Raw genomic sequence first — 21,365 nt, 5'->3', positions numbered from 1 at the left:
CCGATGGCCGGACTTTCCCTCGAAACCATCATCTACGCCGTCGGCCTGGTCCTGACGCTGGGCGCGCTGGGCGGGCTGGGCTGGATCGCGGCGACCGAGCTGCGGCTGCGGGCGCTGCGGCGCACGCGCCTGTCCTCGGGTGGGACGATGGCGATCGGCGGCTCGCCCCATCCGGCCGTCCAGAGGCCGGGCGGCCTGCTCGGTGACCAGGTGATGTCGACGGTCCGCCGGCTCGGCCAGCAGAGCGCCGTGCGCGACCCGGCCAAGGTCTCGCTGCTCCGGTCGCGGCTGACGCAGGCCGGCTTCCACGCCCGAGAGGCGCCGGTCGTGTTCCTGGGCGTGAAGGCCGTGGCCCTGGCGATCGCGACCGGCGGCGTGGTCCTGATCCTGCCAGCGATGATCGGCCAGAAGGGCGGCAACATGGCCGCCCTGGCGCTCGCGGTCGGCGTGTCGCTGGTGGCGCTCTACGGTCCCGACTTCGTCCTCAAGCAGCGCAAGGCGACGCGCGAGCGGGAGTATGCGGAGGGCTTCCCCGACCTGCTCGACCTGCTGGTGGCCTCGGTCGAGGCCGGTCTGTCGCTCGACGCCGCGGTGACCCGCGTCACGGAGGAACTCGAGCGCCGCTACCCCAACCTGACGATCCACCTGCGCTTCCTGGTGCTGGAGCTGCGCGCCGGCCGGGCGCGCAAGGACGCCTGGACCGCCTTTGCCGAACGGCTCGGCATCGACGACGCGCGGGCCCTGGCCACCATGCTGCGTCAGGCCGAAGAGATGGGCACCAGCCTGGGCGAGACGCTGTCGGTGTTCTCGGCCGACATGCGCGCCAAGCGCATGCTGCGCGCCGAGGAGAAGGCCCTGGGGCTGTCGGCCAAGCTGACCGTGCCCCTGATCCTGTTCATCTTCCCGGCCCTGCTGGGCGCGCTGATGCTGCCGGCGGCCGTGCGCCTCATCCACGTGTTCAACCACGGGTCCTAGAGCCCGTCAGGGTGAAGTGGATACCGGTTCACCCGCCCGGACGGGCTCTACACTCTTGAAGATCGAGCCTTCTCATCCGGATCAGGTGATCCCACCTGATCCGGGAAGGCTCTAGGCGGCGCGGCGGCCGCGCCGACGCCTATACGGCAAGCGGCCGGTAAGGCCCCAGGATCAGCTGCTCGAACACGCCGACGCCCTCCTGGTCGGCCTCGCCGGGGACCGACAGCGTCGCCTTGCTGATCGCCTGGATATGCAGGTTGCCCATGTCGTTGGGGTCGAAGCCCGCGCAGTCGATGTCCTCGCGGGCGACAGCGAGGTCGCCCTTCAGGCCGCCGTGGCGCCACTCCCCGCCATAGCCGATGCCGCGCATCAGGAAGACCGACTGCGGCTCGATGCGCACCGTCGCGGCGCCCTGGCCGAGCGGGATGGTCAGGACCCCGGCCTTGGCGTGCCGCGTGCCCGGGACCAGCTCGGTCGCCATCGTGGCCTCCTCGGTCTCGTAGCCGCCTTCCGGGCCTGCGCCGTCGGGCAGGATCACGGCGCGCGTGTTCCACGGCTTGCCGTCCGGGTCGGCGTTGATGTGGAAGAACACGCTGCGGTCGCCGAAGTTCAGCGGCGCCCATTGCCAGAAGAAGGCCCGAATCCCGCCGCCCGGCGTGGGCTGAGGATCGGGCGCGCCAACGGGCCGGATGCCCCACGAGCGGTCGCGCGTGCCCAGCCAGCGCACCACCGGGATGTGCTCGCCGTCGGCCTCCAGCCAGCCGGTGACCCGCACGTTCTGCGTCAGGCGCGTGTAGTCCATGAACAGGCGCGGGCCGTTGCGGCGGATGAAGCGCGGCTCCTCGATCGGGAAGGCGCGTCCCTCGAAGATCAGTTCCGCGGCCAGGCCGTCAGTGGTCTCCAGCGTCACCTTCAGCTTCTGCAGCGGCTCCAGCACCTCGATGCGGATCGGCCCCACCGACAGGTCCATGCGCTCCATGCCCAGGATCCGCGAGGCGTGGATGCAGCGTTCCTTGCCGTCCTTGACGATGGCGATGTGGGCGTCGGCCACGTTGAGCGCGGGGTAGACCCCGAAAGCGACGGCGGCGAAGGCCGAACCATCGGGCGCGTAGGCGTTGAAGAAGTAGCGGTCGTAGAAATTCCGATCCGATCCGGCGTAGGCGATCGGTTCGGGCGTCTGGTGGATCGGGTAGTCGTCGCCCCGGGTCAGCATCGCCTCTCGGCCTCCTCCTGGTTGACGCGCCGTCACGCTTGCGGACCGCGGCGCGCGGTATCAGTTTCGCGCACGATAAGAACTTAGGGAGGCGTCGTCCTGCGTGACCCCGCGTCAGGGGGATGACGATTTGACCAATGAGCGTGATGACCGCCGCCGAGCATCGCATTCCGCAGGCGCACGCCGGCAACCTTGCGGACCCGGCGGCCTACGCCGACGGACGCATCTTCGAGACCTATCGCTGGCTGCGGAAGAACGAGCCGTTCGGCGTGGCCGACATCGAGGGCGTCGATCCCTTCTGGGCGGCGGTGAAACATGCCGACATCCTTGAGATCAGCCGCCAGAACGACCTGTTCCACAACGGCGACCGCAACCCGGTCCTGACCAGCCAGCTGGCCGATCGCAAGGTGCGCGAGATGATGGGCGGTAGCCCGCACCTGCTGCGGACGCTCATCCACATGGATGCGCCCGACCACCTGAAGTACCGCGCCCTCACCCAGGCCTGGTTCATGCCCCAGAACCTCAAGAGCCTGGAGGACAGGATCCGGGTGATCGCCAGGGCCGCCGTCGAGCGGATGGCGGCCCAGGGCGGCCAGTGCGATTTCGTGAACGAGGTGGCGCTGCACTATCCGTTGCATGTGATCATGACGATCATGGGCGTGCCGGAAAGCGACGAGCCGCGGATGCTCAAGCTGACCCAGGAGCTGTTCGGCGCAACCGACCCGGAGCTGGGCCGCAAGACCGCCGACTCCGACAAGCCCCTGGAGGAGCGGCAGATCGACTTCGGCGTCATCACCGACTTCTTCGAGTACTTCCGCAAGCTCTCGGAGGCGCGCCGCGCCAGCCCGACGGACGATCTCGCCTCGGTGATCGCCAACTCGAAGATCGACGGCCAGCCGATCTCGGACCTCGAGGCGATGAGCTACTACATCATCGTCGCCACCGCCGGGCACGACACCACCTCGTCCTCCACGGGCGGGGCGATGTGGGCGCTGGCGGAGAACCCGGCCGAGTTCAAGAAGCTCAAGGCCGACCTGTCGCTCATCCCCGGCCTGGTGGACGAGTCCATCCGCTGGACCACGCCGGTGAAGACCTTCATGCGCACGGCCACCGCCGACACCGAGGTCCGCGGCCGCGCCGTGAAGGCCGGCGACTGGATCATGCTCTGCTACGCCTCGGGCAACCGGGACGAGGAGGTCTTCGAGGCGCCCGACGCCTTCCGCATCGACCGCAAGCCCAACCGCCACCTGGCGTTCGGCTACGGCGCCCACCTGTGCCTGGGCCAGCATCTGGCCAAGATGGAGATGCGGATCCTGTGGGAGGAGCTGATCCCCCGGCTGAAGTCGGTCGAGCTGGCCGGCGAGGCGGCCCTCAGCGAGGCCTTCTTCGTGAACGGGCCCAAGCGCCTGCCGATCCGCTTCGAGATGGCGTGACGCCTTGAGCCATCCCCTGGAGCCGCGCGTGGCGGCCTACATCGCCGGCAAGATGCCGGAGGCCACGGACGTCGCCGTCGTGGACATGGAGCGCATCTCGGGCGGCGCCAGCCGCGAGACCTATCGCTTCCGCCTGACCTGGACCGAGGCAGCCGCGCCGCGCGAGCGGCGGCTGATCCTGCGGCGCGACCCGCCCGCCAGCCTGATCGACACCGAGCGCCGGGTGGAGTTCGAAGCCTACCGGGCGTTCGCGGATTCGGCGGTGCCCGTGCCGCGGATGCTGTGGTTGGAGGAGGAGAAGGCGGCGCTCGACCACCCCTTCTTCATCGCCGAGGAGATCGCCGGCTTCCAGGCCTCGCCCCAGGTCCTCCTGTCGGGCGCGCACGAGGCCGTCCTGCCGCGGGTCGCCGAGCGGAAGTGGACCATACTCGGCGAGATCGCCCGGGCCGACCCGGAAGCGGTGGGGCTGACGCGCTGGCTGGAGGCGCCGGTGCCGGACGCCTGCTGGAAGCGCGAGCTGGACCATTGGGAGGCGCTGCTCGACCGCGACCAGGCCGAACCCCTGCCGATCACCCGCGCGGCGATCCGCTGGCTGCGCGCCAACCCGCCGCCGCCGGCCCAGAAGCTGAGCGTCGTGCACGGCGACTTCCGGACCGGCAACTTCCTCTACGACGAGGCCGGCGCCATCCACGGCGTGCTGGACTGGGAGATGTGCCACCTGGGCGACCCGCTGGAGGACCTGGGCTGGAGCCTGCAGCCGATCTGGACCTTCGGGCGCGAGGGCAAGGCCGGCGGCCTCTGCAGCCCCGAGGAGGCCGTCGCCATCTGGGAGCGCGCATCGGGCCTGAAGGCCGATCCCGCCGCGCTGCACTGGTGGACGCTCTTCAACTGCGTGAAGGGCCAGGGGATCTGGGTCGGCTCGGCGGCGGCCTTCAACGGCGGCGGCAACCGCGCGCCGATCATGATCTATCCCGCCTGGTGGCTGATCAACGCCCAGGACCGGGCCATGATGAAAGTGATGGGCCGGCTATGAACCCGCGTGTCCCTCCCGTGCTCGCCGAGCTCGCGGGCCTGCTCCTGAAGAACGCCATGCCGGGGGTCCCGGAGCCCGAGCGGGCCAGCGACCTGTCGCTGTCGGCCATGCTGCTGATGGTGGCCGGCGAGATGTGGGACCGGCAGGCCCACATCCTGGTCGAGGAGAACCGCGCGATCCGGAGCCTGCTGGGCGAGGCGGGCGCCGACGAGAACCTGCGCGTCTCGGCGCTGCAGGCCGAGAACGACCGCCTGCGCTCGGCCCTGATCGAGGCCCAGGCGACGGCCGAGGCGACAGGCGACGACCAGCTCCAGGAGGCCATCTGGGCGGAACTGGCCGCGTCCACCGAACGGCGCCGGCTCTCCATGGCGCCGGTCTGAGAATGAACCGCGCCCCCGCCCCTGTTCGGGGTGTGCGGGACGGAGGCGCGGACGGAGGCGGCTCCACTAGGGCTGGGAGCCGCCTCCGAACTTGGGCCAAAGCATCCCGGCGCGGCGGCGATAGGCGCGGTAGCGCTCGCCGAAGACACCGACGAGGTCGTGCTCCTCGAACTGGATGGCGATGACGATGTAGGCGAGCGTGGCCACGGCGAAGACGAGGTGGCCGACGGACATCGACGGCGTCGACCAGAAGGCCAGGATGAAGCCGACGTAGATCGGGTGCCGGACGTACCGATAGAACCCCGGCGTGCGGAACTCGGGTGCGGCGGGCTCCCGCCGCACGAGCCGGTCGTGAACCTGCTTGAGCCCGAAGAGCTCGAAGTGGCTGATCAGGAAGGTCGAGATCAACACGACGCCCCAGCCGGCCCAGAAGAACAGGTCGAGGATCGTGGCCAGCGGCCCCGGTCCGACCGCCCAGACGGGCTGGGTCAGCGGCTGCCACCCGGCATAGAGCGCGATCAGCGCGAGGCTGGCGAACAGCACGAACGTGCTGCGCTCGATCGGCGGCGGCACGATCTTGGTCCACCAGCGCTTGAACGCGGGGCGCGCCATGACGCTGTGCTGGACGGCGAAGAGCCCGAGCAGCAGGGCGTCGACCAGGAGCGAGGGGGCGAGCGCGCCTGGCGTCCCGCTGTCGATGGTCTTGGGGACGACGGGGAGGTCGCCCACGAAGGCGACGGCGTAGAGGAAGGCGGCGAAGAAGACCGCGTAACTGGCGAGGCCGTACGCGGCGTAGAAGAGTCCGAGCATGTGGGTAGCCCTCGAAGGCGGAGCGTCGGCGCCGTGGGCGGAAAGCCCGGCGCCGACGAGGGGATCAGGGCTCGCTGCGGGCGAGCGTCATCTTGGGCGCGGTCTGCGCGAGCGCGTCGGCCACGGCGGTGCGGACACACGCCGCCGCGCGGCGGCTGGCGTAGGTCAGGCGCCGGTCGGGCGCGCCGCAGACGTGGCGCGCCGCGACGCTCACGCGGCGCTTCATCACGGCGCGGCCGGCGTCGCTCTGGAGGTTGAGGTCGCCGATGAACACCCGCTTGCTGGGCGCCGGCTCCTCGGCCTTGGCGAAGCCGCCGCCGGTCACGGCGACCGCCGCGACGGTGGCGCCGGCGGCCCAGGTGGCCAGCCGGATGATCCAGGGCTCGCGCGGCGGTCTGCGCCGCCATCGCGCATTCGAAGTCGTCGTCAAAGAATTCCGTCCTTGCGTGTCGAAGGCGGGCGGCATGCCGGCCTTGCAAGGATCAATCTGCCCGGTTCCAGTACGCGAAATCCTGGGAAGGGTCTGGAAAGGTTCTGAAATCCGCCGACGCCGCGCGCATGTCGCGGCGGTGAGAAATTTTCAATCGCATCAAGCCCTTGCACGCGCCATGGTGACGCCGGCCGAGCGCGACTATTCTGAGGAAGTTCTGAGGCGCGAGACCCTTGCCCCCCGCTGACAATCCCCCGCCCGGCCCGGACGCGACGCAACCGCCCGAGGCAGAGATGCTCGTGGCCGGGCCCTTGCGGCTGGACCCGCGCGACCAGCGCGCGTGGCGCGATGGCGAGCCGTTGCGCCTGGGCGGCAAGGCGTTCGCCCTGCTCGAACGGCTGATGCGGACGCCCCAGCGACTGGTCACCAAGGACGAGCTGTTCGAAAGCGTCTGGGCCGGCCTCGCGGTTTCGGAGTCGGTGCTCACCACCGCGGTGAAGGAGGTGCGCCAGGCGCTCGGCGACGATGCGCGGCGGCCGCGGTTCGTGCAGACCGTTCACGGGCGCGGCTATCGCCTCCTGGCGCCGACGGCCGACGCCGCGCCGATCCCCGACCCCATGGCCCCCAACCCCATGACCCCCGAACCGCCGGCGCCCGAGCCGGCGGCGCGCGGCGCGCGCACGCCGCGCTGGCCGTTGTTCGCCGGCCTCGCCGCGGCCCTGGTTCTGGCCGTCCTCGCCGCCTGGGCCATCGCCACGCGCCCCTGGGACGGCCCGCCGGCCCATCCCAAGTCGGTCGCCGTCCTGCCGTTCGAGGACCTGTCGCCCGGCCACGCGGACCAATGGTTCGCCGACGGCCTGACCGAGGAGGTGCTGAGCACGCTGGCGCGCACCCGCGACCTGCGCGTCGCCGCCCGCCTGCCGGCCGGCGAGGATCCCGCCGCGGCCGTGCGCTCGCACAAGGTGGCCCATGTGCTGACGGGATCGATCCGCCGCTCCGGCGGCCGTGTCCGGGTGACCGCCGACCTCGTGCGCACGTCGGACGGCGCCCACGTCTGGTCCGAAAGCTACGACCGGACTGGCGGTGACATCATCTCGATCCAGGAGGACGTGGGCGTCCATATCGCCCAGGCCCTGAAGACCGCCACCGACCCGGCCAAGCTGCGCGCCATGGCCGCGGCCGGGACGCGTTCGGTCGAGGCCTACGAAGCCTATCTGAAGGGCCTGGCGCTCAGCCGCCGCCAGCTCGACGAGGGCGATGTGGCCTTCTCGCGCGCCGCGGCCGACGCGTACGAGGAGGCGCGCCGTCTCGATCCGGGATTCTCCGCCGCTCACTGGCGATCGGCCCAGACCTGGTTCGGCAACGCCACGCGCGTGGACGCCCGCGCCAGCGGCGACGCCCTCACCGACAAGGCGCGCCTCGCGGGCTTCTTCGAGCGCGTCGACGCGGCGATCGCCAACAGCCCCGACGCCACCGAGTCGCTGAAATACCGCGCCCAGCGGGCGGTGATGCAGCTCCATTTCCGCCAGGCCCAGCGGCTCATGGCCGAGTACCTCGCCGCTCGGCCACGCGACACCAGCGCCTGGGAGGACATGGCCCAGCTTTCGGCCTACGCCGGCGACCGTCAGACCCTGGTGCGCGCCGCGCGCCGCTTCAACGACCTGACCCTCGAGGCCGGCGAGCCCCGCTCGCGGGCGATCACCCTGCTGGTCATGGGCGCGCGGTTCGAGGAAGCGGCCCAGCTCAGCCGTCGGCTCAGGACCTTGCGGCCCAATTCGGCGCTGGTGCTGTACCAGGGCCAGCGCGCGTTGATCTGGTCGGGGCGCGTCTCGGAGGCGCGCGCCTATCTCGACCGCCTGGAAACCACCTCCATGCCCCACGACAGCCTGACGCTGGCCAAGCTGCGCCAGGCCTGCGCCGATCGCCGTCTGGCCGACGCGCGGGCCCTCTACCGGGAACTGTCGGCCTCCAAGCGGCTCAGCACGCGGTTCAATGCGGCGGAGGTCATGAACGATCAGGCGGCCGTGACGACCCTTCTCAGACCCCTCGACACGCCCGACCGGCTGCCGACCCTGATGCAGTTCATGATCTATCCGACCTTCGACGTCCGGACGTACCCGACCCTTCGCGCGGCCCTGGCGGCGGATGGCGTCGATCCGCCGAGGGCGATCACCACGCCTGGGCGGTGTCCGAGGCAGGGCTGAATTCGCGCGGGCGTAAATCCGCTCGAAACCATGGCGGGGTCATCATGAGCCCATGCCAGCCGCCCGACCCAAGCCCGCCGCGATCGAAGAGCCCAGCGTGGAAGCCAAGCTGCTCGACGGCCACTACGACCGCCTGCTGGACGATTTCCAGCAGACGCTGGACGAGGCGGCGGCGACCCTGCGGCGCGCCTACGAGGCCATGCGCGCCGAGAACACCCTGCGGTCCTAGCCCTCGACCGGCGTCAGCCAGCTGCGCTCCTCCGCGAGGATGAAACGCTTCTCCTGGGCCACGGCGAAGTTGGCCGCCCCCGCCGCATCGGTCCTCAGCCGCGCGCGATAGGCCTCGTACTCCGCGAGACTGGAAAACGAGATCAGCGCCAGCGCGATGTTGTTGGTCCCCTCGTGGGGAAGGAAGTAGCCGAGCAGATCGCCCCCACAGGCCGGGATGATGGTGAGCCAGTTGCGGGCGTAGGCTTCGAACGCCTCCTTCTGGAACGGATCGATCTGATAGCGGATGCAGCAGGTGACGGTCATGGGGCCTCCGGGCGACGGACGTCCTGGATACCTTCCCGACCGCCGCCCAAGGTTCGTCCGCGATCGAAGCGTCGAAGCCCGGGCCCGGTTATGATCGCGGCATGACAACCGGCCCCGACATCACCCGGATCGCCGCCCTGCTGGGCGACGCGGGCCGCGCCAACATGCTGCAGGCGCTGATGGGCGGTCAGGCGCTGACCGCCGGCGAACTCGCGCGCGAGGCCGGCGTCACACCCCAGACCGCCTCCAGCCACCTGGCCCAGCTGGAGGCCGGCGGCCTGATCGCGCGACGCTGCCAGGGCCGCCACAGCTACTTCGCCCTGGCTGGCGCCGAGGTGGCCGAAGCCCTGGAGCACCTCACCGCCCTGGCCGGCCGCGTCGGCCACCTGCGCACGCGCCCGGGACCGCGGGATCCGGAGATGCGCCGGGCGCGCGTCTGCTACGACCACCTGGCCGGCGATGCGGGCGTGGCCCTCCTGGACGCCCTGCTCGCGCGAGGCCGGGTCGAGGACCGCGACGGCTCGCTGCTCCTGACCGAAGCCGGCCAGGCCTTCGCCCGCGATTTCGGCGTCGTGCTGGAGGGCGCGGGCCGCCGGCCCCTCTGCAAAGCGTGCCTCGACTGGAGCGTGCGGCGCAGCCACATGGCCGGCGTGCTGGGCGCCGGCCTGCTCTCGCGCATCTACGACCTGGGCTGGGCGCGGCGCGTCGAGAAGACCCGGATCGTGCGGTTCACCGCGCCGGGACTGCACGCCTTCGAACAGGCCTTCGGCCCGGTCGGCCGCGAGGGCCTTTCCCGTTCAACCGGAATCATCTGAACGGGCCAAAAGGGCTCCAAATCCAAGGCTTGAGCGCGATCTCATCGCAAAGCCGCATCCCGCTTTCGCGGATCGCGCTCTAGGCGCCCTGCCGGGCGCGCCACGCCGCGGCGACCTCGGCCATGACGCCCGCCCAGTCGCCGTGGGCGGTCTGGCGGAACACGCGGGTCGCCGGATACCAGGGGGTCGAATCTCCCAGTCCCCAGCGCCAGTCGGCGTTGAACCAGGGCAGCAGCACCCAGCACGGCTTTCCCAGCGCTCCGGCGAGATGGGCCGCCGCGGTGTCGATCGTCACCACCAGGTCCAGTTGGGCCATGACCGCGGCGAGGTCGGCGAAGTCCCGGCCCGGCGGCGGCTGCAGATCGACCAGGGTCGCGCCCGCATCGGCCAGGGGCTGGAGCAGCTCCCGCGAGGGCAGCGACCTGTGCGTATTGGGCGTCGCGCGTCCCTGCCAGACCACTCCCACGGCGCCCTGCGGCGCGAAGCCGTCCCAGCGGGCGATCCGGTCGGCGGGCGGGGCCAGATAGGGGGCCGGCCATAGCCCGTCCCGATCGACGCCCAACCGCTGCGGGATGGAAAGCAAGAACGTCCAGGCGTCGGGCTCGGGCAGAGTCATCTCGGCCGCCCTCTCGACGACGCGCACGCCAAGGGTCGCGAACAGGGCCGAGAGCTCGGGCGGCGCCACGAGGGTCACGTCGGCGCCCGCCGCCGCCAGCGCGGGCGCGAAGCGGGCGAACTGGATCTGGTCGCCGAAGCCCTGCTCGGGCCACACGAGGATCGATGCGCCGGCGGGAGGCTCGCCCGCCCACTCGCGGGGCAGCGGCGGGGGCGCGATGTGCGCCGCGCCCAGCGACCGGCGGGCTTCGAAGAGGGGCCAGCCTCGGCCGAAGTCGCCGCGCCCGAGACACAGGTGCGCCAGGTCGAGGCGCGCGCGCCAGAGCGAGGCGTCTTCCGCCAGCGCGGCGCGATAATGGGGTTCGGCCTCGTCCCAACGGCCGGTGGCCTGGAGCAGATTGCCGAGCCGATGACGGGTCCAGGGCGCGCCGGGCCGCAGCCTCGCCGACTCGCGCAGGGCGTGCTCGGCGGCTTCGAACTCCTCAAGCGCCAGCAGGGTGGCTCCGAGGTTGAAGCGGGCCTCCGCCGAGGCCGGCGCGGCCGCGACGATCCGGCGCCAGAGGCCGGCCGCCTCGCCGTTGCGTCCGGCCGTCTGCAAGCTTGCGGCGTGCGCGCAGGCATCCCGGATATTGGCCGCCGAGAGAACCACGAACGGATCGGCTGACGTCACGATGAAGCCATGGGCTGGAGAGGCGATTCGATCGCCGCAGCCTTTGAGTCCTCGTGAAAGCGAGTCGAATTAAAGTTGCGTAATAGACTTCATGCGCGGATGCGCCGCGTTCAACAGTCGAGATGCCCTCGCCGCGCGGCGTTACACAGTAGTAACCAGCGTATCAATTTCACGGCTCTGCGTTACATGCGCCAGGCGAATTTTGGAAAACGGTCGGAGCGCGGCGCGAAGACGCCTGCACTGGTCGCGGAGCGGCGCGCTGCGATGGCGTCCGGGCTCGCGGGGTCTAGGCGCCGCCGGCCGCCGCTGTCGGGGGCTGGCTGCGGGCCGGCGGAATCGCGGCGAGGCCCGAGCCCCCGAGCGTCGCGCCTTCCAGTTGCACCTCGCGTTGCATCCCGTTCACCAGGGCGAGCGGACCCAGGTCGGCCTCGTCGAAGCACGCGTGCGCCAGGTTCGCACCGCGGAACGAGACGCCGCGCAGGTCGGCGCCGGTGAAGTCCGCGCCACGCAGATCGGCGCCGTCGAAGCGTGCGCCGGCGAACTGGGTTCCCCGGAAGTTGGTGTCGATCGCCATGACGCCGCGCAGCGAAACGCCGGGCAACTGACGGCTGGCGAAGGCGTCGCCCACCGGGCGCAGGTCCTCGTTGTCGAAGGTGGCGGGCGAACCCTCGCGCCCGCCCGAACGCACCCAGGCGTCCATGGCGTCGAGCGCTGCGACGATCTGGGCCACGCGGGCGGCGGCGGCCGGCGACGGATCGGTCACGCAGCCCTGCAGCACTTCCGGCGGGAGCGAGAGCTTGGAGAGGTCGACGCCGCACAAGACGGCGCCGCGCATCTGCGCGCCGGCCAGTTGAACCCCGTCGAACTGCGCGCCCGAGAGATTGGCGTTGCTGAGATTGGCGTGCTTCAGGTCCGCATGGCGCAACACCGCGCCCTTCAGCGAGCAGTTGCTGAAGTCGGCGCCGCTGGCGACGGCCGCCGAGAGATCGACCCCGTCCAGCCGGGCGTCGGCCAGCGCCGCGGCGCCGCCGGCAAACGGATCGGCCGACGACAGCACGGCCGAGCGCAGGTCGGCGTGGTCGAGGATGGCGCCCAGCAGTTTCGCGCCGGCCAGCCGGGCCCCGCGCAGGTCCGCGCCCGACAGATTGGCCGCGCGCAGATCGGCGAGCTGCAGGTTGGTGCAGTAGAAGACCGCCCGCGACAGGTCGCTCGCCATGAACGAGGCGCCGGTGAGGTCGGATCCGCCGAAGTCCGCGTCGCACAGCATGCGCCGCTCGCAGCGAACGCCCTGGGCCACAACGAGACGCAGTTGGGCGCGCACGCCGTCGGGCCGTCCGCCGACGAAGGCCTCATGGGCGGCGATGGCGCGCTCGAACTCGGCGGCGTCGACGGCGCGAGGTTTGACCTGCTGGACTTTGGGCGGGCGAAGCATGGCCATGGACGCTACGGCGTGAAGCCTGAAGAGCGGGTTGATACGGCAGGGCTGCGACCTCCCGTCGCAGCCGACGCGGGATTCGAAGCCGCGGCGCCTCAGCCCCGAGCGCAGACCCGGCTCACGGTGGCCGGGTCCTCCTCGCCGGCGAAATACCTGGAGAGCGCGTCCTTGAAGGCCTCGGCGTCCGGCGCCGCGCGCGCAAACAGCGTGAGACAGGAACGCAGTTTCATGTCGTCGGGACTGCCCATCAGTTCGCGCGCGCTGCGGCCCTTCACGGCGTTCACCGCCGCCACGCATTCGCGCAGCCGGGGCCCCAGCACCGGGTGGGCGAGGTAGGCCGCCGCCTCGGCGAGCCCGGAGATGGCGTAGCGCCGCGACATGGCGCTGAAGCCCAGCCCCTCGATCTGCGGGAAGACGAACCACATCCAATGGCTCTGCTTGCGCCCGGCGCGCAGTTCCGCCAGCGCCCGTGCATAGGTTCCGCCGGCGTCCTGGGCGTCGACGAACCGCTGAAGATCGAACGGATCGGCCATCGCCGCCGCATCCTGCACGTGACAATCACCGCCGTCTCGTCTTTGCTGCGCCGCCCGCTGATTTCGGGCCAAAGCAAACCGTATTTTCGAAGGGACGGATTTTCTTATGCCGCCACGCATGTTGCCGGAGCCGACGCCGGAGACCCGACATTTCTGGGACGGGTGCAAGGAGGGCGAATTGCGCCTCCAGCGCTGCACGTCGTGCAAGGACTCCTACTTCCCGCCCCGCCCATTCTGCCCCAAGTGCGGCAGTCGCGACGTGGAGGTCTACAAGGCCAGCGGGAAGGGCGTGCTGTGGTCGTATGTGATCAACATGCGCCCGCGCCCCGACATGGGGACCGAGCCGTACGCCATCGCCGTGGTGAAGCTCGACGAGGGCCCCACCATGATGACCAACATCGTGGACTGCCCGCAGACGCCCGAGGCGCTGCAGCTCGACATGCCGCTCGCGGTCGCGTTCACCAAGCAGAACGACGACGTCACCCTGCCGCTCTTCGCGCCGGCCAAGTAGGAGAGCGACCCACATGAAGCCGAAATCCGTCGCGGTCGTCGGGGCCGCGGAAACCACCAAGATGGGCGTTATTCCGGACCAGTCCGTGATCGGGCTGCACGCCGACGCCGCCCTCAACGCCATGGCCGACGCGGGCCTGAAGCCGTCCGACATCGACGGCGTCGCCACCGCCGGGATCAGCCCCACCGAGCTCGCCTGGTACCTGGGCATCAAGCCCAGCTACGCCGACGGCACGAGCGTGGGCGGCTGCTCGTTCATGCTGCACGTCCGCCACGCGGCGGCGGCCATCAACGCGGGCCTTTGCAAGACCGTGCTGATCACGCATGGCGAGTCCGGGAAGAGCCGCGTGGGCGCGGGCCGCTTCGGCGCCTCGCCATCCAGCCTCAACGGTCAGTTCGAGATGCCCTATGGCCCGGTGGGCCCGCCCAGCATGTTCACCATCCCGGTGCTGCGCTACCTGAAGACCTACGGCCTCAGCCAGGAAGACTTGGCCCACGTCGCCGTGGTGCAGCGCGAGTGGGCGGGCAAGAACCCGCGCGCCACCTTCCGGGACCCGATCACCGTCGACGACGTGATGAACTCGCGGATGATCGCCTATCCGTTCCGGATCCTGATGTGCTGCCTCGTCACCGATGGCGGCGGCGCGCTGATCCTCACCTCGGCCGACCGGGCGAAGGACTTCCCGCAGAAGCCGGTCTACGTGCTGGGCACTGGCGAGAGCGTCGAAACCCCGCTGGTCAGCCAGATGTACGACTCCAACCACTCGACCGCCTTCCGCATCTCCGGGAAGAAGGCGTTCGAGGAGGCGGGGATCAAGCACTCCGACGTCGATCACCTGATGATCTACGACGCCTTCGCCCACCTGCCGCTCTATGGCCTGGAGGACCTGGGCTTCTGCAAGCCCGGCGAGGCGGCGGCCTTCATCCGCGAGGGCAACACCCGGCCCGGCGGCAAGCTGCCGCTCAACACCAACGGTGGGGGGCTCAGCTACATGCACTCGGGCATGTACGGCATGTACGCCCTGCAGGAGAGCGTGCGGCAGATGCGTGGGATCGCCCCGGCGCAGGTGTCGGGGGCGAAGGTCAGCGTTTGCCAGGGCGTCGGCGGGATGTTCGGCGCCGCCGGCACGATCATCTTCTCGAACGAAGCGCCCTGATGCGGGCGTGGGCGCAGTTGGCGGCGGCTCTGGCGCTGCTGGCCGCGCCCGCCTGCGCCCAGGACATCACCCTCACCGGGGCGATGACCGGCGCCGACCACCAGACGTACCGAGAGGTCCCCTTCCGCGTGCCGGAAGGGGTCACCTCGGTGACCGTCGACTTCGACTACACGGGCCGGGACCAGAAGTCGGTGATCGACCTGGGCCTTCGCGATCCCGTCCGGTTCCGGGGCTGGAGCGGCGGCAACAAGGCCAGCTTCACTCTCACCGAGACCTGGGCCACGCCATCCTATCTGCCGGGGCCATTGCCGGCCGGCGAATGGAAGCTGATCCTGGGCGTGCCCAACCTGCGAAAGGACGCGCGCGCCGACTACACCGCGAAGATCACCTTCGGACGCGGCGCGGTGTTCCACGGCTTCGCCGCCGCGCCGCTGAAGGCCGGGCCCGGCTGGTACCGCGGCGACCTGCACCTTCACACCGGGCATTCCGACGGCTCGTGCCCGTCGAAGACGGGAAAGCGCACGCCTTGCCCGCTGTTCCTGACCCTGGCGGCGGCCGAGGCGCGGGGCCTCGATTTCGTGGCGGTCACCGAGCACAACACGTCATCCCACATCCAGGATCTCGCTGAGCTGCAGGGCTATTTCGACGACCTGCTGCTGATCCCGGGCCGCGAAGTGACCACCTTCAAGGGCCACGCCAACGTGTTCGGCATGACCGGGCCGCTGGACTTCCAGTTGGGAAGCCCGCGGGCGCCCGGCCTTGGCGCCATCCTCGACGAGGTGGAGGCGGCGCACGCGCTGATCTCGATCAACCATCCCGCCCTGCCCTCGGGCGAGGCCTGCATGGGCTGCGGCTGGACCGCGACGACCGACTACGCGCGCATTCCGTCCATGGAGGCGATCAACGGGATGATCAGCTCGGGGCCGCTTTCCGGCGTCGGCTTCTGGGAAAAGCGCCTGGACGACGGCTTCCACATCACCGCCGTGGGCGGATCCGACAACCACGACGCCACCCTGCCGCCGGACCGGGGGGTGGGCCGCCCGACCACCGTCGTCCACGCCCAGGCGCTGTCGCAGGATGCCGTCCTGGCCGCGATCCGGGCCGGCCATGTCTTCGTCGACGCGCTGGGAACCCGCGACCGGCTCCTGGAGGTGACCGCGAACGCCGGCGGCGCGACCGCCGAGATGGGCGACCGGCTGCCCGACGCGGCCGGCGCGACGCTGCGGATCCACGTGGCCCACGCCGCGGGCGGCAGGCTGGCGTTCGCCGGGCCTGCGGCGGCGGGGCTCGACCCGGGTCCGCCGCTCAGCGACGCCGAGACGCGTGCGATGGGTGTTCCCGCCGGAGCGAAGGGCTGGCTGCGCGTCGACGTGCGCGGGCCCGACGGCGCGCTATGGCTGCTTGGGAATCCGATCTGGTTCGGAAGCTAGGCCGAAGACCCGCTCAATAGCCTGAGAACACGATAGGTCGTCATGGCCCGCCTTGTCCGGGCGATGACGACGAGAGTCGGCGGATTGAGCCGCCGACCTACGCCGCCGCCTCTTCGCGGGCCCGCTTCTCGGCCATGGCGTGCAGGATCGTCTCGATCAGGGCGTCGGCGCGGATCGGCTTCGAGAGATGCGCATCGGCCCCGGCCTCGTGGCTGGCCCGCATGTGCTCGTCGAGCGCGTTGGCGGTCAGCATGATGATCGGGGTGCGCGCCAGGCCGTGCTCACGTTCCCAGTCGCGCCACTGCGACGTCGCCGACAGCCCGTCGAGCTCGGGCATCTGCATGTCCATCAGCACGATGTCGAACGGCTGGGCCTTGAGGGCCTGCAACGCCTGGGCCCCGTTCTCGACGATGACCGGCTCGACGCCAACCGAGCCGAGCACGAGTTGGACGACCTTCTGGTTGGTCGGGTGATCCTCGGCCAGCAGGACCCGGGCGCCTGTGATGTCCAACGCCCCGAAGTCGTCCTCCAGCGCCTCGTCGGCTTCGCCGTCCACCCGCTCGAGCGGCACCACCACCGCGAACGTCGAGCCCCGGCCGGGCTCGGACGCGACCTCGATCGAACCGCCCATCAGCTCGATCAGCGAGCGGCTGATCGCAAGGCCCAGACCGGTCCCGCCGAAGCGGCGGCGGATGGAATCGTCGGCCTGCTCGAAGCGGCGGAACAGGCGCTGGCGAACCTCCTCGTCGAAGCCGATCCCGGTGTCGGCCACCGTGAAGCCCACGTTGCCGCCGGCGGCGTCCACCTCCAGGCAGACCTCGCCCGCCTCGGTGAACTTCACGGCGTTGGAGAGCAGGTTCGAGAGCACCTGGGTCAGGCGAACGGTGTCGCCGGCGAAGCGCCGGTCGGCCTCACGCGTCACCGACCAGTGGAAACGCAGCCCCTTCGCCTCGGCGGCGACCCGGTGCAGCTCGGCGATCCGGCGCACCAGGGTGGTCATGTCGAATGGGTCGTGGGCCAGCTTGATCTCGCCGGCCTCGATCTTGGAGAAGTCGAGGATGTCGGTGAGCACGCGCTCCAGCAGGCGGCCTGACGACACGATCAGTTCGGCCAGCTCACGGCCCTTCGCCGTCCTCTGCTCGCGCGCCAGGGTCTCGGAGATGGCGATGACGCCGTTGAGCGGCGTGCGCAGCTCGTGGCTCATATTGGCCAGGAAGCGCGACTTCTCGGCGTTGGCGCGCTCGAGCTGGGCGGTCCGCTCGTGCACGCGGTCCTCGAGCGAGGCGAGGACGTTGTCCACCTTGTCGCGCTCGGCCCGCAACGCGCGCGCCAGGACGCCGATCTCGTCGTGGCGGGCCTCTTCGTCCGCCGCCGCCCCCGGCCGCAAGCCGGAACCGGTCTCGCAGGAATCCGCCAGCCGCTGCAGGGGCTGCACGATCGCGCGCTTGGCGAGGATCACGATCAGGACGGTCTGGAGGGCCGACGCGATCGCCCCCAGCACCAGCACCCAGGAGGCCGACTTGGCCGCCGACGCGGCGATCGCCGCCTTCGGATAGGTCAGCAGCAGGTACCAGTCGGGGCCGGCCAGCCGGCCGTAGGCGACCACCTGCTTGCCGTCGGGGCTGGAGACGACGCCGGTCCGGCCGCCGTCCTTGGCGACCGTGGCCACCAGGGCCTTCAGGCTGAGGCGTTTTTCGTACTCGACGACCGCCGCTTCCGAGGCCTTGCCCGGCACCGTGAATCCCGGATAGGCGATCAGTTCGCCCTTGCTGGTCACCAGCACGGTGGAGGCGCCGGGAAGCGCCGTCTTGACCGCGTTGCCGAGGAACCCGGTGACCTCGATCGTGGAGCCGAACGCGCCGACGTAGCGCCCGTCCGCGTAGGCCGGGGTCAAGCACGCCGTGGCCAGGCGCTCGCCCACCTTGTCCTGGATCAGCCGCTGGAGGTTGGTGCAGCGGGTTGCGCCCGTGGGATCCATCTCCGGCGTGGTGAGCGAAGTCATCTCCTCCTTGCTGATGTCGAGGTCGGCGGGAGCTTCATGCCGATAGAACATCAGCCGGTCGGGACGGTCCGGGCCGAAGACGATGAGCCGCGTCTCGGGCGGGATGAAGAAGTAGAAGTTGTCGTAATCCTTGTGGGCCGCCTGGCCGAAGTCCGCGACCAGCTTGAACGCGGCGACCAGCGCCTTCTTCTGATCGGCCGGCAGCTGGTCGGCCTTCCCCACCATCGCCCCGACGCCATAGACGTAGGCTCCGCCCTCCGACGTCCCCTCGAAATAGGCGTCGCGGCTGCGGCGGGTGCCGTCGGGACGCCGGGGGAAGTAGACATCGGCCAACCGGTCGACCTCGGCGGGGCTCAGATGGTTCATCCGCCGCTCCAGCTCCTCGCTGGCGGCCTGGTGCAGGGCGGTCAGATTGGAGAAGCGGCGATCCACGTTGCTGGACCGCTCGTGGACATAGTCGTGCAGGAAGGCGATCTGACGGTTCGACAGCTCGCGCTGGAAGACGACGAACGCCCCCAGCGTCGCCAGGACCGTCAGGGCGAGCGACATCGCCCCGACGCTGACCAGGAAGCTGCGCGAAAGTGATCGCATCCGGAACTGCTGGCCCCAAAAATGGGGATCACACTCGCACGCCGGAAGTTTCGCGCCGGTATACAAAAGCGTTATTTTTCTGTGGCGAAGCGCCCCGCGGCCGAGGTGCGGCCGGCCCCCCCTGGCGTCGGCGGGCGGTTGCTGGCTTGATGGCTGGCGGGAGGCGTCGGGATGACCAACTACCGCATCGGCGTGATCGGCCTTGGCCAGCGCATCGCCCATGTCCTGGCCGCCATGCAGGAAGTGGGCTGGGCGCTCGACGTGACAGGCTACGTCGATCCGGCGCCGGTGGGCGCGCCGATCCTGGCGGCGGCCGGGATCGGGGCCGGCCGCGCCTTCGCCGACCCGGCCGCCCTGCTGGCCGATGGCCCGTACGATCTGCTGATGCTGGGCGCCCCCAACCACCTGCACCTGCAGCATCTCCTGCTCGCTTTGGAATCGGGAATTCCCACCTTCGCCGAGAAGCCGATCGTGCGGACGGAAGCCGAGACCGAGGCGCTGGCGGGGCGGCTGGCCGAGCGCGGCGCGCCGCCCCTCTACATCGGCCTGGTGATGCGCTCCCTGCCGATCGTCCGCGATACCATCGCGAGGTTGAAGTCCGGCGAACTGGGCGAACTGGTGTCGATCGACGCCACCGAACACCTGCCCCCCGAGCACGGCGGGTACCTGGCCCGCAACTGGCGGCGGCGCCGGGAATGGGGCGGCTCGTACCTGCTGGACAAGGTGGTCCACGACTTCGACATCTTCGGCGTGCTGGCCGGGGCGAGGGCGGCGCGCGTCGCCAGCTTCGGCGGCCGCCGGATCTTCACGCCGGACCGGACCGACCCGCCCCGGACCTACGAGGACGGCTCGGTCGCCTATGACCTGCGCGACGCGGGCTGGTCCGGCGCCGCCGACGCCTTCGCCTCGGACATGGACGTCACCGATCATCAGGTGGCGATGGTGGAGTACGCCAACCAGGTGCGGCTGTCGTTCCACGCCAACAGCCACACGGCGCTGACCGAGCGCCGGTGGTACGTGGCCGGGACCGAAGGCACCCTGATCGCCGACCTGGCGCGCAACAAGCTGATGGTTCGCAAGGCGCTGTTCCGCGGCAAGCCCGAGCGGATCGACTATGGCGGCGTCACCGCCGACGCCCACAACGGCGCCGACCAGGAGATGGCCAAGGATCTACTGGCCGCGCTGGAGGGCGGGGCCGCTTTCCCGGTCACGCCATACGAGTCGATGGAAGCCGGCCTGACGGTGATGGCCATCGACCAGGCCATGGACCAGCGTCAGGTCGTGGAATGCGGGCCGATGTGGGCCCGCTACGACACCGCCAGATCAGGCGCCGAGCAGGGCGTCGGCTAGAAGATCCTGCAGTCGCGGCGTTTTCGGATAGGGCTCGTGCCGGTACTGGCGAAAGCCCTCGGCGAATTCGACGCCGTAGTCGCGCCCGACCCGTCGCGCCCAGGCCTCCATTGAGGCCAGGTGGTCGTCGATCGCATGGTGCTTCCGAACCCAGGCGGCCTGGCTGGCGTGGCGGTCCAGCATCTGGCGGCGGACGGCAAAGACGGCGCCGACGTCGATGGCGAAGTCGCGCGGCTGGGGCCGGCCCTCACGGTCGCGTCCGCCCGCCCCGTCGGTGAAATAGAGATGCGGGATCGCCGCCAGAGGCTCCGCAGCGCCTGTCCGGTAGTTCGCCACCGGGGCGGCGAAGCAGGCGTCGCGGACCAGCAGGCTGATCGCCTCGTGGTCGGGGTGGTAGTCGATCGGCGAGGCGGTGATCACGACGTCGGGCGCGATCGCGCGGATCAGTTCGGTCACGCGCCGGCGCGACGGGTCGTCGTTGAAGACGCCAAGGTCCGGAAATCCCAGGCACCGGTACTCGGCGCCGATGAGCGCCGCGGCCTCGGCGGCCTCGAACCGGCGAATGCGGCTGGTTTCTTCGCGCCCATATTCGGCCGATCCGCCTTCGCCGGCCGTCGCTGTCACGATGGCGAGCTGGTGGCCGGCCTTCGCAAGCAGCGCCAGCGTGCCCGCGGCCAGCCATTCGATGTCGTCCGGGTGGGCGTGGATTGCGAGGACGCGACTCATGCGCGGTCGAACTTGGTCGAAAGCACGATGGAGGAATTGGTGCGCTCCACGCCCTTGAGCGCCCCGATCTCGTCGATCAGGGCGTCGATGTCGCCAACGCTGCCGGCTTCGACCGTGGCGATCATGTCGAACGGGCCGCTCACCGATTGCAGCCGGCGTACGCCGCTCATCCGCTTGAGCGCCATGGTGACGGCGGCCGCCTGCTTGGGCTCGACCGTCAGCATGATGAAGGCGTGGACGCGGCTGGCCTCGTAGGCCGGGGCCAGCTTCACGGCGTAGCCGGCGATCACGCCGTTGCGCTCCAGCTTGGCCAGGCGGCTCTGCACCGTGGTGCGGGATAGGCCCAACCCGCGGGCCAGTTCGGCCACCGGGGCGCGGGCGTTGTCGCGCAGCCGGCCCAGAAGATGTTCGTCGAGATCGTCCATCGGCGTTCCGCACAATCAGTTCGGCGATCCGCTCAATCTAGCCCCTCAGATCGCCGGAGCGCCAATTGAAAGCGGCCCGGCCCCGGCCGAATCT

The 21,365-nt window shown here is 70.5% G+C and carries 21 protein-coding genes; 11 read left to right on the top strand and 10 right to left on the bottom strand.

All coding sequences use genetic code 11. From position 1 onward, the window contains the following. Window positions 1–3: 3 nt before the first annotated feature. Window positions 4–975, top strand: a complete 972-nt coding sequence (locus GC203_RS07855; RefSeq protein WP_293453082.1) for a type II secretion system F family protein — start codon at window positions 4–6, stop codon at window positions 973–975. A 139-nt stretch (window positions 976–1,114) separates the two neighbouring features. On the opposite strand, the gene GC203_RS07850 is transcribed toward GC203_RS07855, so the two are convergent. After that, window positions 1,115–2,188, bottom strand: coding sequence for a hypothetical protein (locus GC203_RS07850; protein WP_293453081.1), 1,074 nt, complete (start codon window positions 2,186–2,188; stop codon window positions 1,115–1,117). A gap of 137 nt (window positions 2,189–2,325) precedes the next feature. Between GC203_RS07850 and GC203_RS07845 the strand changes: the two genes are divergently transcribed. From GC203_RS07845 to GC203_RS07835, 3 genes are read left to right on the top strand one after another with little or no spacing between them, the layout of a single operon-like run. Beyond that, window positions 2,326–3,621, top strand: a complete 1,296-nt coding sequence (locus GC203_RS07845; RefSeq protein WP_293453080.1) for a cytochrome P450 — start codon at window positions 2,326–2,328, stop codon at window positions 3,619–3,621. 4 nt (window positions 3,622–3,625) lie between these two features. Beyond that, window positions 3,626–4,654 carry a phosphotransferase family protein gene (locus GC203_RS07840; protein ID WP_293453078.1) on the top strand — a complete coding sequence of 343 codons (1,029 nt, stop codon included), beginning with the start codon at window positions 3,626–3,628 and terminating at the stop codon, window positions 4,652–4,654. Then, a complete protein-coding gene (locus tag GC203_RS07835) occupies window positions 4,651–5,034 on the top strand; it encodes a hypothetical protein (protein ID WP_293453076.1) in 384 nt (127 codons plus the stop codon). Before GC203_RS07840 ends, GC203_RS07835 begins: the two co-directional genes overlap by 4 nt. Before the next feature lie 66 nt (window positions 5,035–5,100). Here the strand turns inward: GC203_RS07835 and mddA are convergent, their stop codons facing one another. Together mddA and GC203_RS07825 are read right to left on the bottom strand one after the other, a co-directional pair. Then, window positions 5,101–5,844: a methanethiol S-methyltransferase gene (gene mddA, locus GC203_RS07830; protein ID WP_293453074.1), complete on the bottom strand. Its 744-nt coding sequence runs from the start codon at window positions 5,842–5,844 to the stop codon at window positions 5,101–5,103. Between the two features lie 64 nt (window positions 5,845–5,908). Continuing rightward, window positions 5,909–6,274 (bottom strand): UrcA family protein, encoded by a 366-nt coding sequence (locus tag GC203_RS07825; RefSeq protein ID WP_293453072.1) that lies wholly within the window; start codon window positions 6,272–6,274, stop codon window positions 5,909–5,911. Window positions 6,275–6,567: 293 nt separating this feature from the next. Between GC203_RS07825 and GC203_RS07820 the strand changes: the two genes are divergently transcribed. Continuing rightward, a complete protein-coding gene (locus GC203_RS07820) occupies window positions 6,568–8,478 on the top strand; it encodes a winged helix-turn-helix domain-containing protein (protein WP_293453070.1) in 1,911 nt (636 codons plus the stop codon). Between the two features lie 52 nt (window positions 8,479–8,530). After that, entirely contained in the window at window positions 8,531–8,707 is a 177-nt protein-coding gene (locus GC203_RS07815; protein ID WP_293453068.1) for a hypothetical protein, read from the top strand. Here the strand turns inward: GC203_RS07815 and GC203_RS07810 are convergent. Continuing rightward, window positions 8,704–9,012, bottom strand: a complete 309-nt coding sequence (locus tag GC203_RS07810) for an NIPSNAP family protein (RefSeq protein WP_293453066.1) — start codon at window positions 9,010–9,012, stop codon at window positions 8,704–8,706. The two genes, GC203_RS07815 and GC203_RS07810, sit on opposite strands and share 4 nt — an antisense overlap. A 101-nt stretch (window positions 9,013–9,113) precedes the next feature. Here GC203_RS07810 and GC203_RS07805 point away from each other — a divergent pair, with 101 nt between their 5' ends. After that, on the top strand, window positions 9,114–9,827 hold the full coding sequence (locus GC203_RS07805; RefSeq protein ID WP_293453064.1) for a winged helix-turn-helix domain-containing protein: 714 nt from the start codon (window positions 9,114–9,116) through the stop codon (window positions 9,825–9,827). Window positions 9,828–9,906: 79 nt separating this feature from the next. Here the strand turns inward: GC203_RS07805 and GC203_RS07800 are convergent, their stop codons facing one another. The 3 genes from GC203_RS07800 to GC203_RS07790 form a co-directional block, all read right to left on the bottom strand. Beyond that, window positions 9,907–11,112 carry a tetratricopeptide repeat protein gene (locus GC203_RS07800; protein WP_293453063.1) on the bottom strand — a complete coding sequence of 402 codons (1,206 nt, stop codon included), beginning with the start codon at window positions 11,110–11,112 and terminating at the stop codon, window positions 9,907–9,909. A gap of 286 nt (window positions 11,113–11,398) precedes the next feature. Then, entirely contained in the window at window positions 11,399–12,550 is a 1,152-nt protein-coding gene (locus tag GC203_RS07795) for a pentapeptide repeat-containing protein (RefSeq protein WP_293453061.1), read from the bottom strand. 92 nt (window positions 12,551–12,642) lie between these two features. Beyond that, entirely contained in the window at window positions 12,643–13,080 is a 438-nt protein-coding gene (locus GC203_RS07790) for a DUF1810 domain-containing protein (RefSeq protein ID WP_293453060.1), read from the bottom strand. A gap of 106 nt (window positions 13,081–13,186) precedes the next feature. Here GC203_RS07790 and GC203_RS07785 point away from each other — a divergent pair, with 106 nt between their 5' ends. From GC203_RS07785 to GC203_RS07775, 3 genes are read left to right on the top strand one after another with little or no spacing between them, the layout of a single operon-like run. Further along, window positions 13,187–13,591 carry an OB-fold domain-containing protein gene (locus tag GC203_RS07785; protein ID WP_366501559.1) on the top strand — a complete coding sequence of 135 codons (405 nt, stop codon included), beginning with the start codon at window positions 13,187–13,189 and terminating at the stop codon, window positions 13,589–13,591. A gap of 13 nt (window positions 13,592–13,604) precedes the next feature. Further along, window positions 13,605–14,747: a hypothetical protein gene (locus tag GC203_RS07780; RefSeq protein ID WP_293453058.1), complete on the top strand. Its 1,143-nt coding sequence runs from the start codon at window positions 13,605–13,607 to the stop codon at window positions 14,745–14,747. Then, complete coding sequence (locus GC203_RS07775; RefSeq protein ID WP_293453056.1) at window positions 14,747–16,177, top strand: CehA/McbA family metallohydrolase; 1,431 nt, start codon at window positions 14,747–14,749, stop codon at window positions 16,175–16,177. The genes GC203_RS07780 and GC203_RS07775 overlap by 1 nt, the downstream gene beginning before the upstream one ends. A gap of 97 nt (window positions 16,178–16,274) precedes the next feature. Here the strand turns inward: GC203_RS07775 and GC203_RS07770 are convergent, their stop codons facing one another. Next, entirely contained in the window at window positions 16,275–18,770 is a 2,496-nt protein-coding gene (locus tag GC203_RS07770; protein WP_293453054.1) for an ATP-binding protein, read from the bottom strand. Between the two features lie 171 nt (window positions 18,771–18,941). Here GC203_RS07770 and GC203_RS07765 point away from each other — a divergent pair, with 171 nt between their 5' ends. Next, window positions 18,942–20,120 (top strand): Gfo/Idh/MocA family oxidoreductase, encoded by a 1,179-nt coding sequence (locus tag GC203_RS07765; RefSeq protein WP_293453052.1) that lies wholly within the window; start codon window positions 18,942–18,944, stop codon window positions 20,118–20,120. Here GC203_RS07765 and GC203_RS07760 read toward each other — a convergent pair. Both GC203_RS07760 and GC203_RS07755 read right to left on the bottom strand, forming a co-directional pair. Further along, window positions 20,094–20,846 carry a PIG-L family deacetylase gene (locus GC203_RS07760; protein WP_293453050.1) on the bottom strand — a complete coding sequence of 251 codons (753 nt, stop codon included), beginning with the start codon at window positions 20,844–20,846 and terminating at the stop codon, window positions 20,094–20,096. The two genes, GC203_RS07765 and GC203_RS07760, sit on opposite strands and share 27 nt — an antisense overlap. Next, a complete protein-coding gene (locus tag GC203_RS07755; protein ID WP_293453048.1) occupies window positions 20,843–21,271 on the bottom strand; it encodes an Lrp/AsnC family transcriptional regulator in 429 nt (142 codons plus the stop codon). The genes GC203_RS07760 and GC203_RS07755 overlap by 4 nt, the downstream gene beginning before the upstream one ends. Window positions 21,272–21,365: the final 94 nt, after the last annotated feature.

Origin of the sequence: Phenylobacterium sp., assembly GCF_016124325.1 — a bacterium.
Taxonomy (GTDB): Bacteria; Pseudomonadota; Alphaproteobacteria; order Caulobacterales; family Caulobacteraceae; genus Phenylobacterium.
Note: the sequence above shows the minus strand (reverse complement) of the source record. Positions and strands in the feature narration are given on the sequence as shown.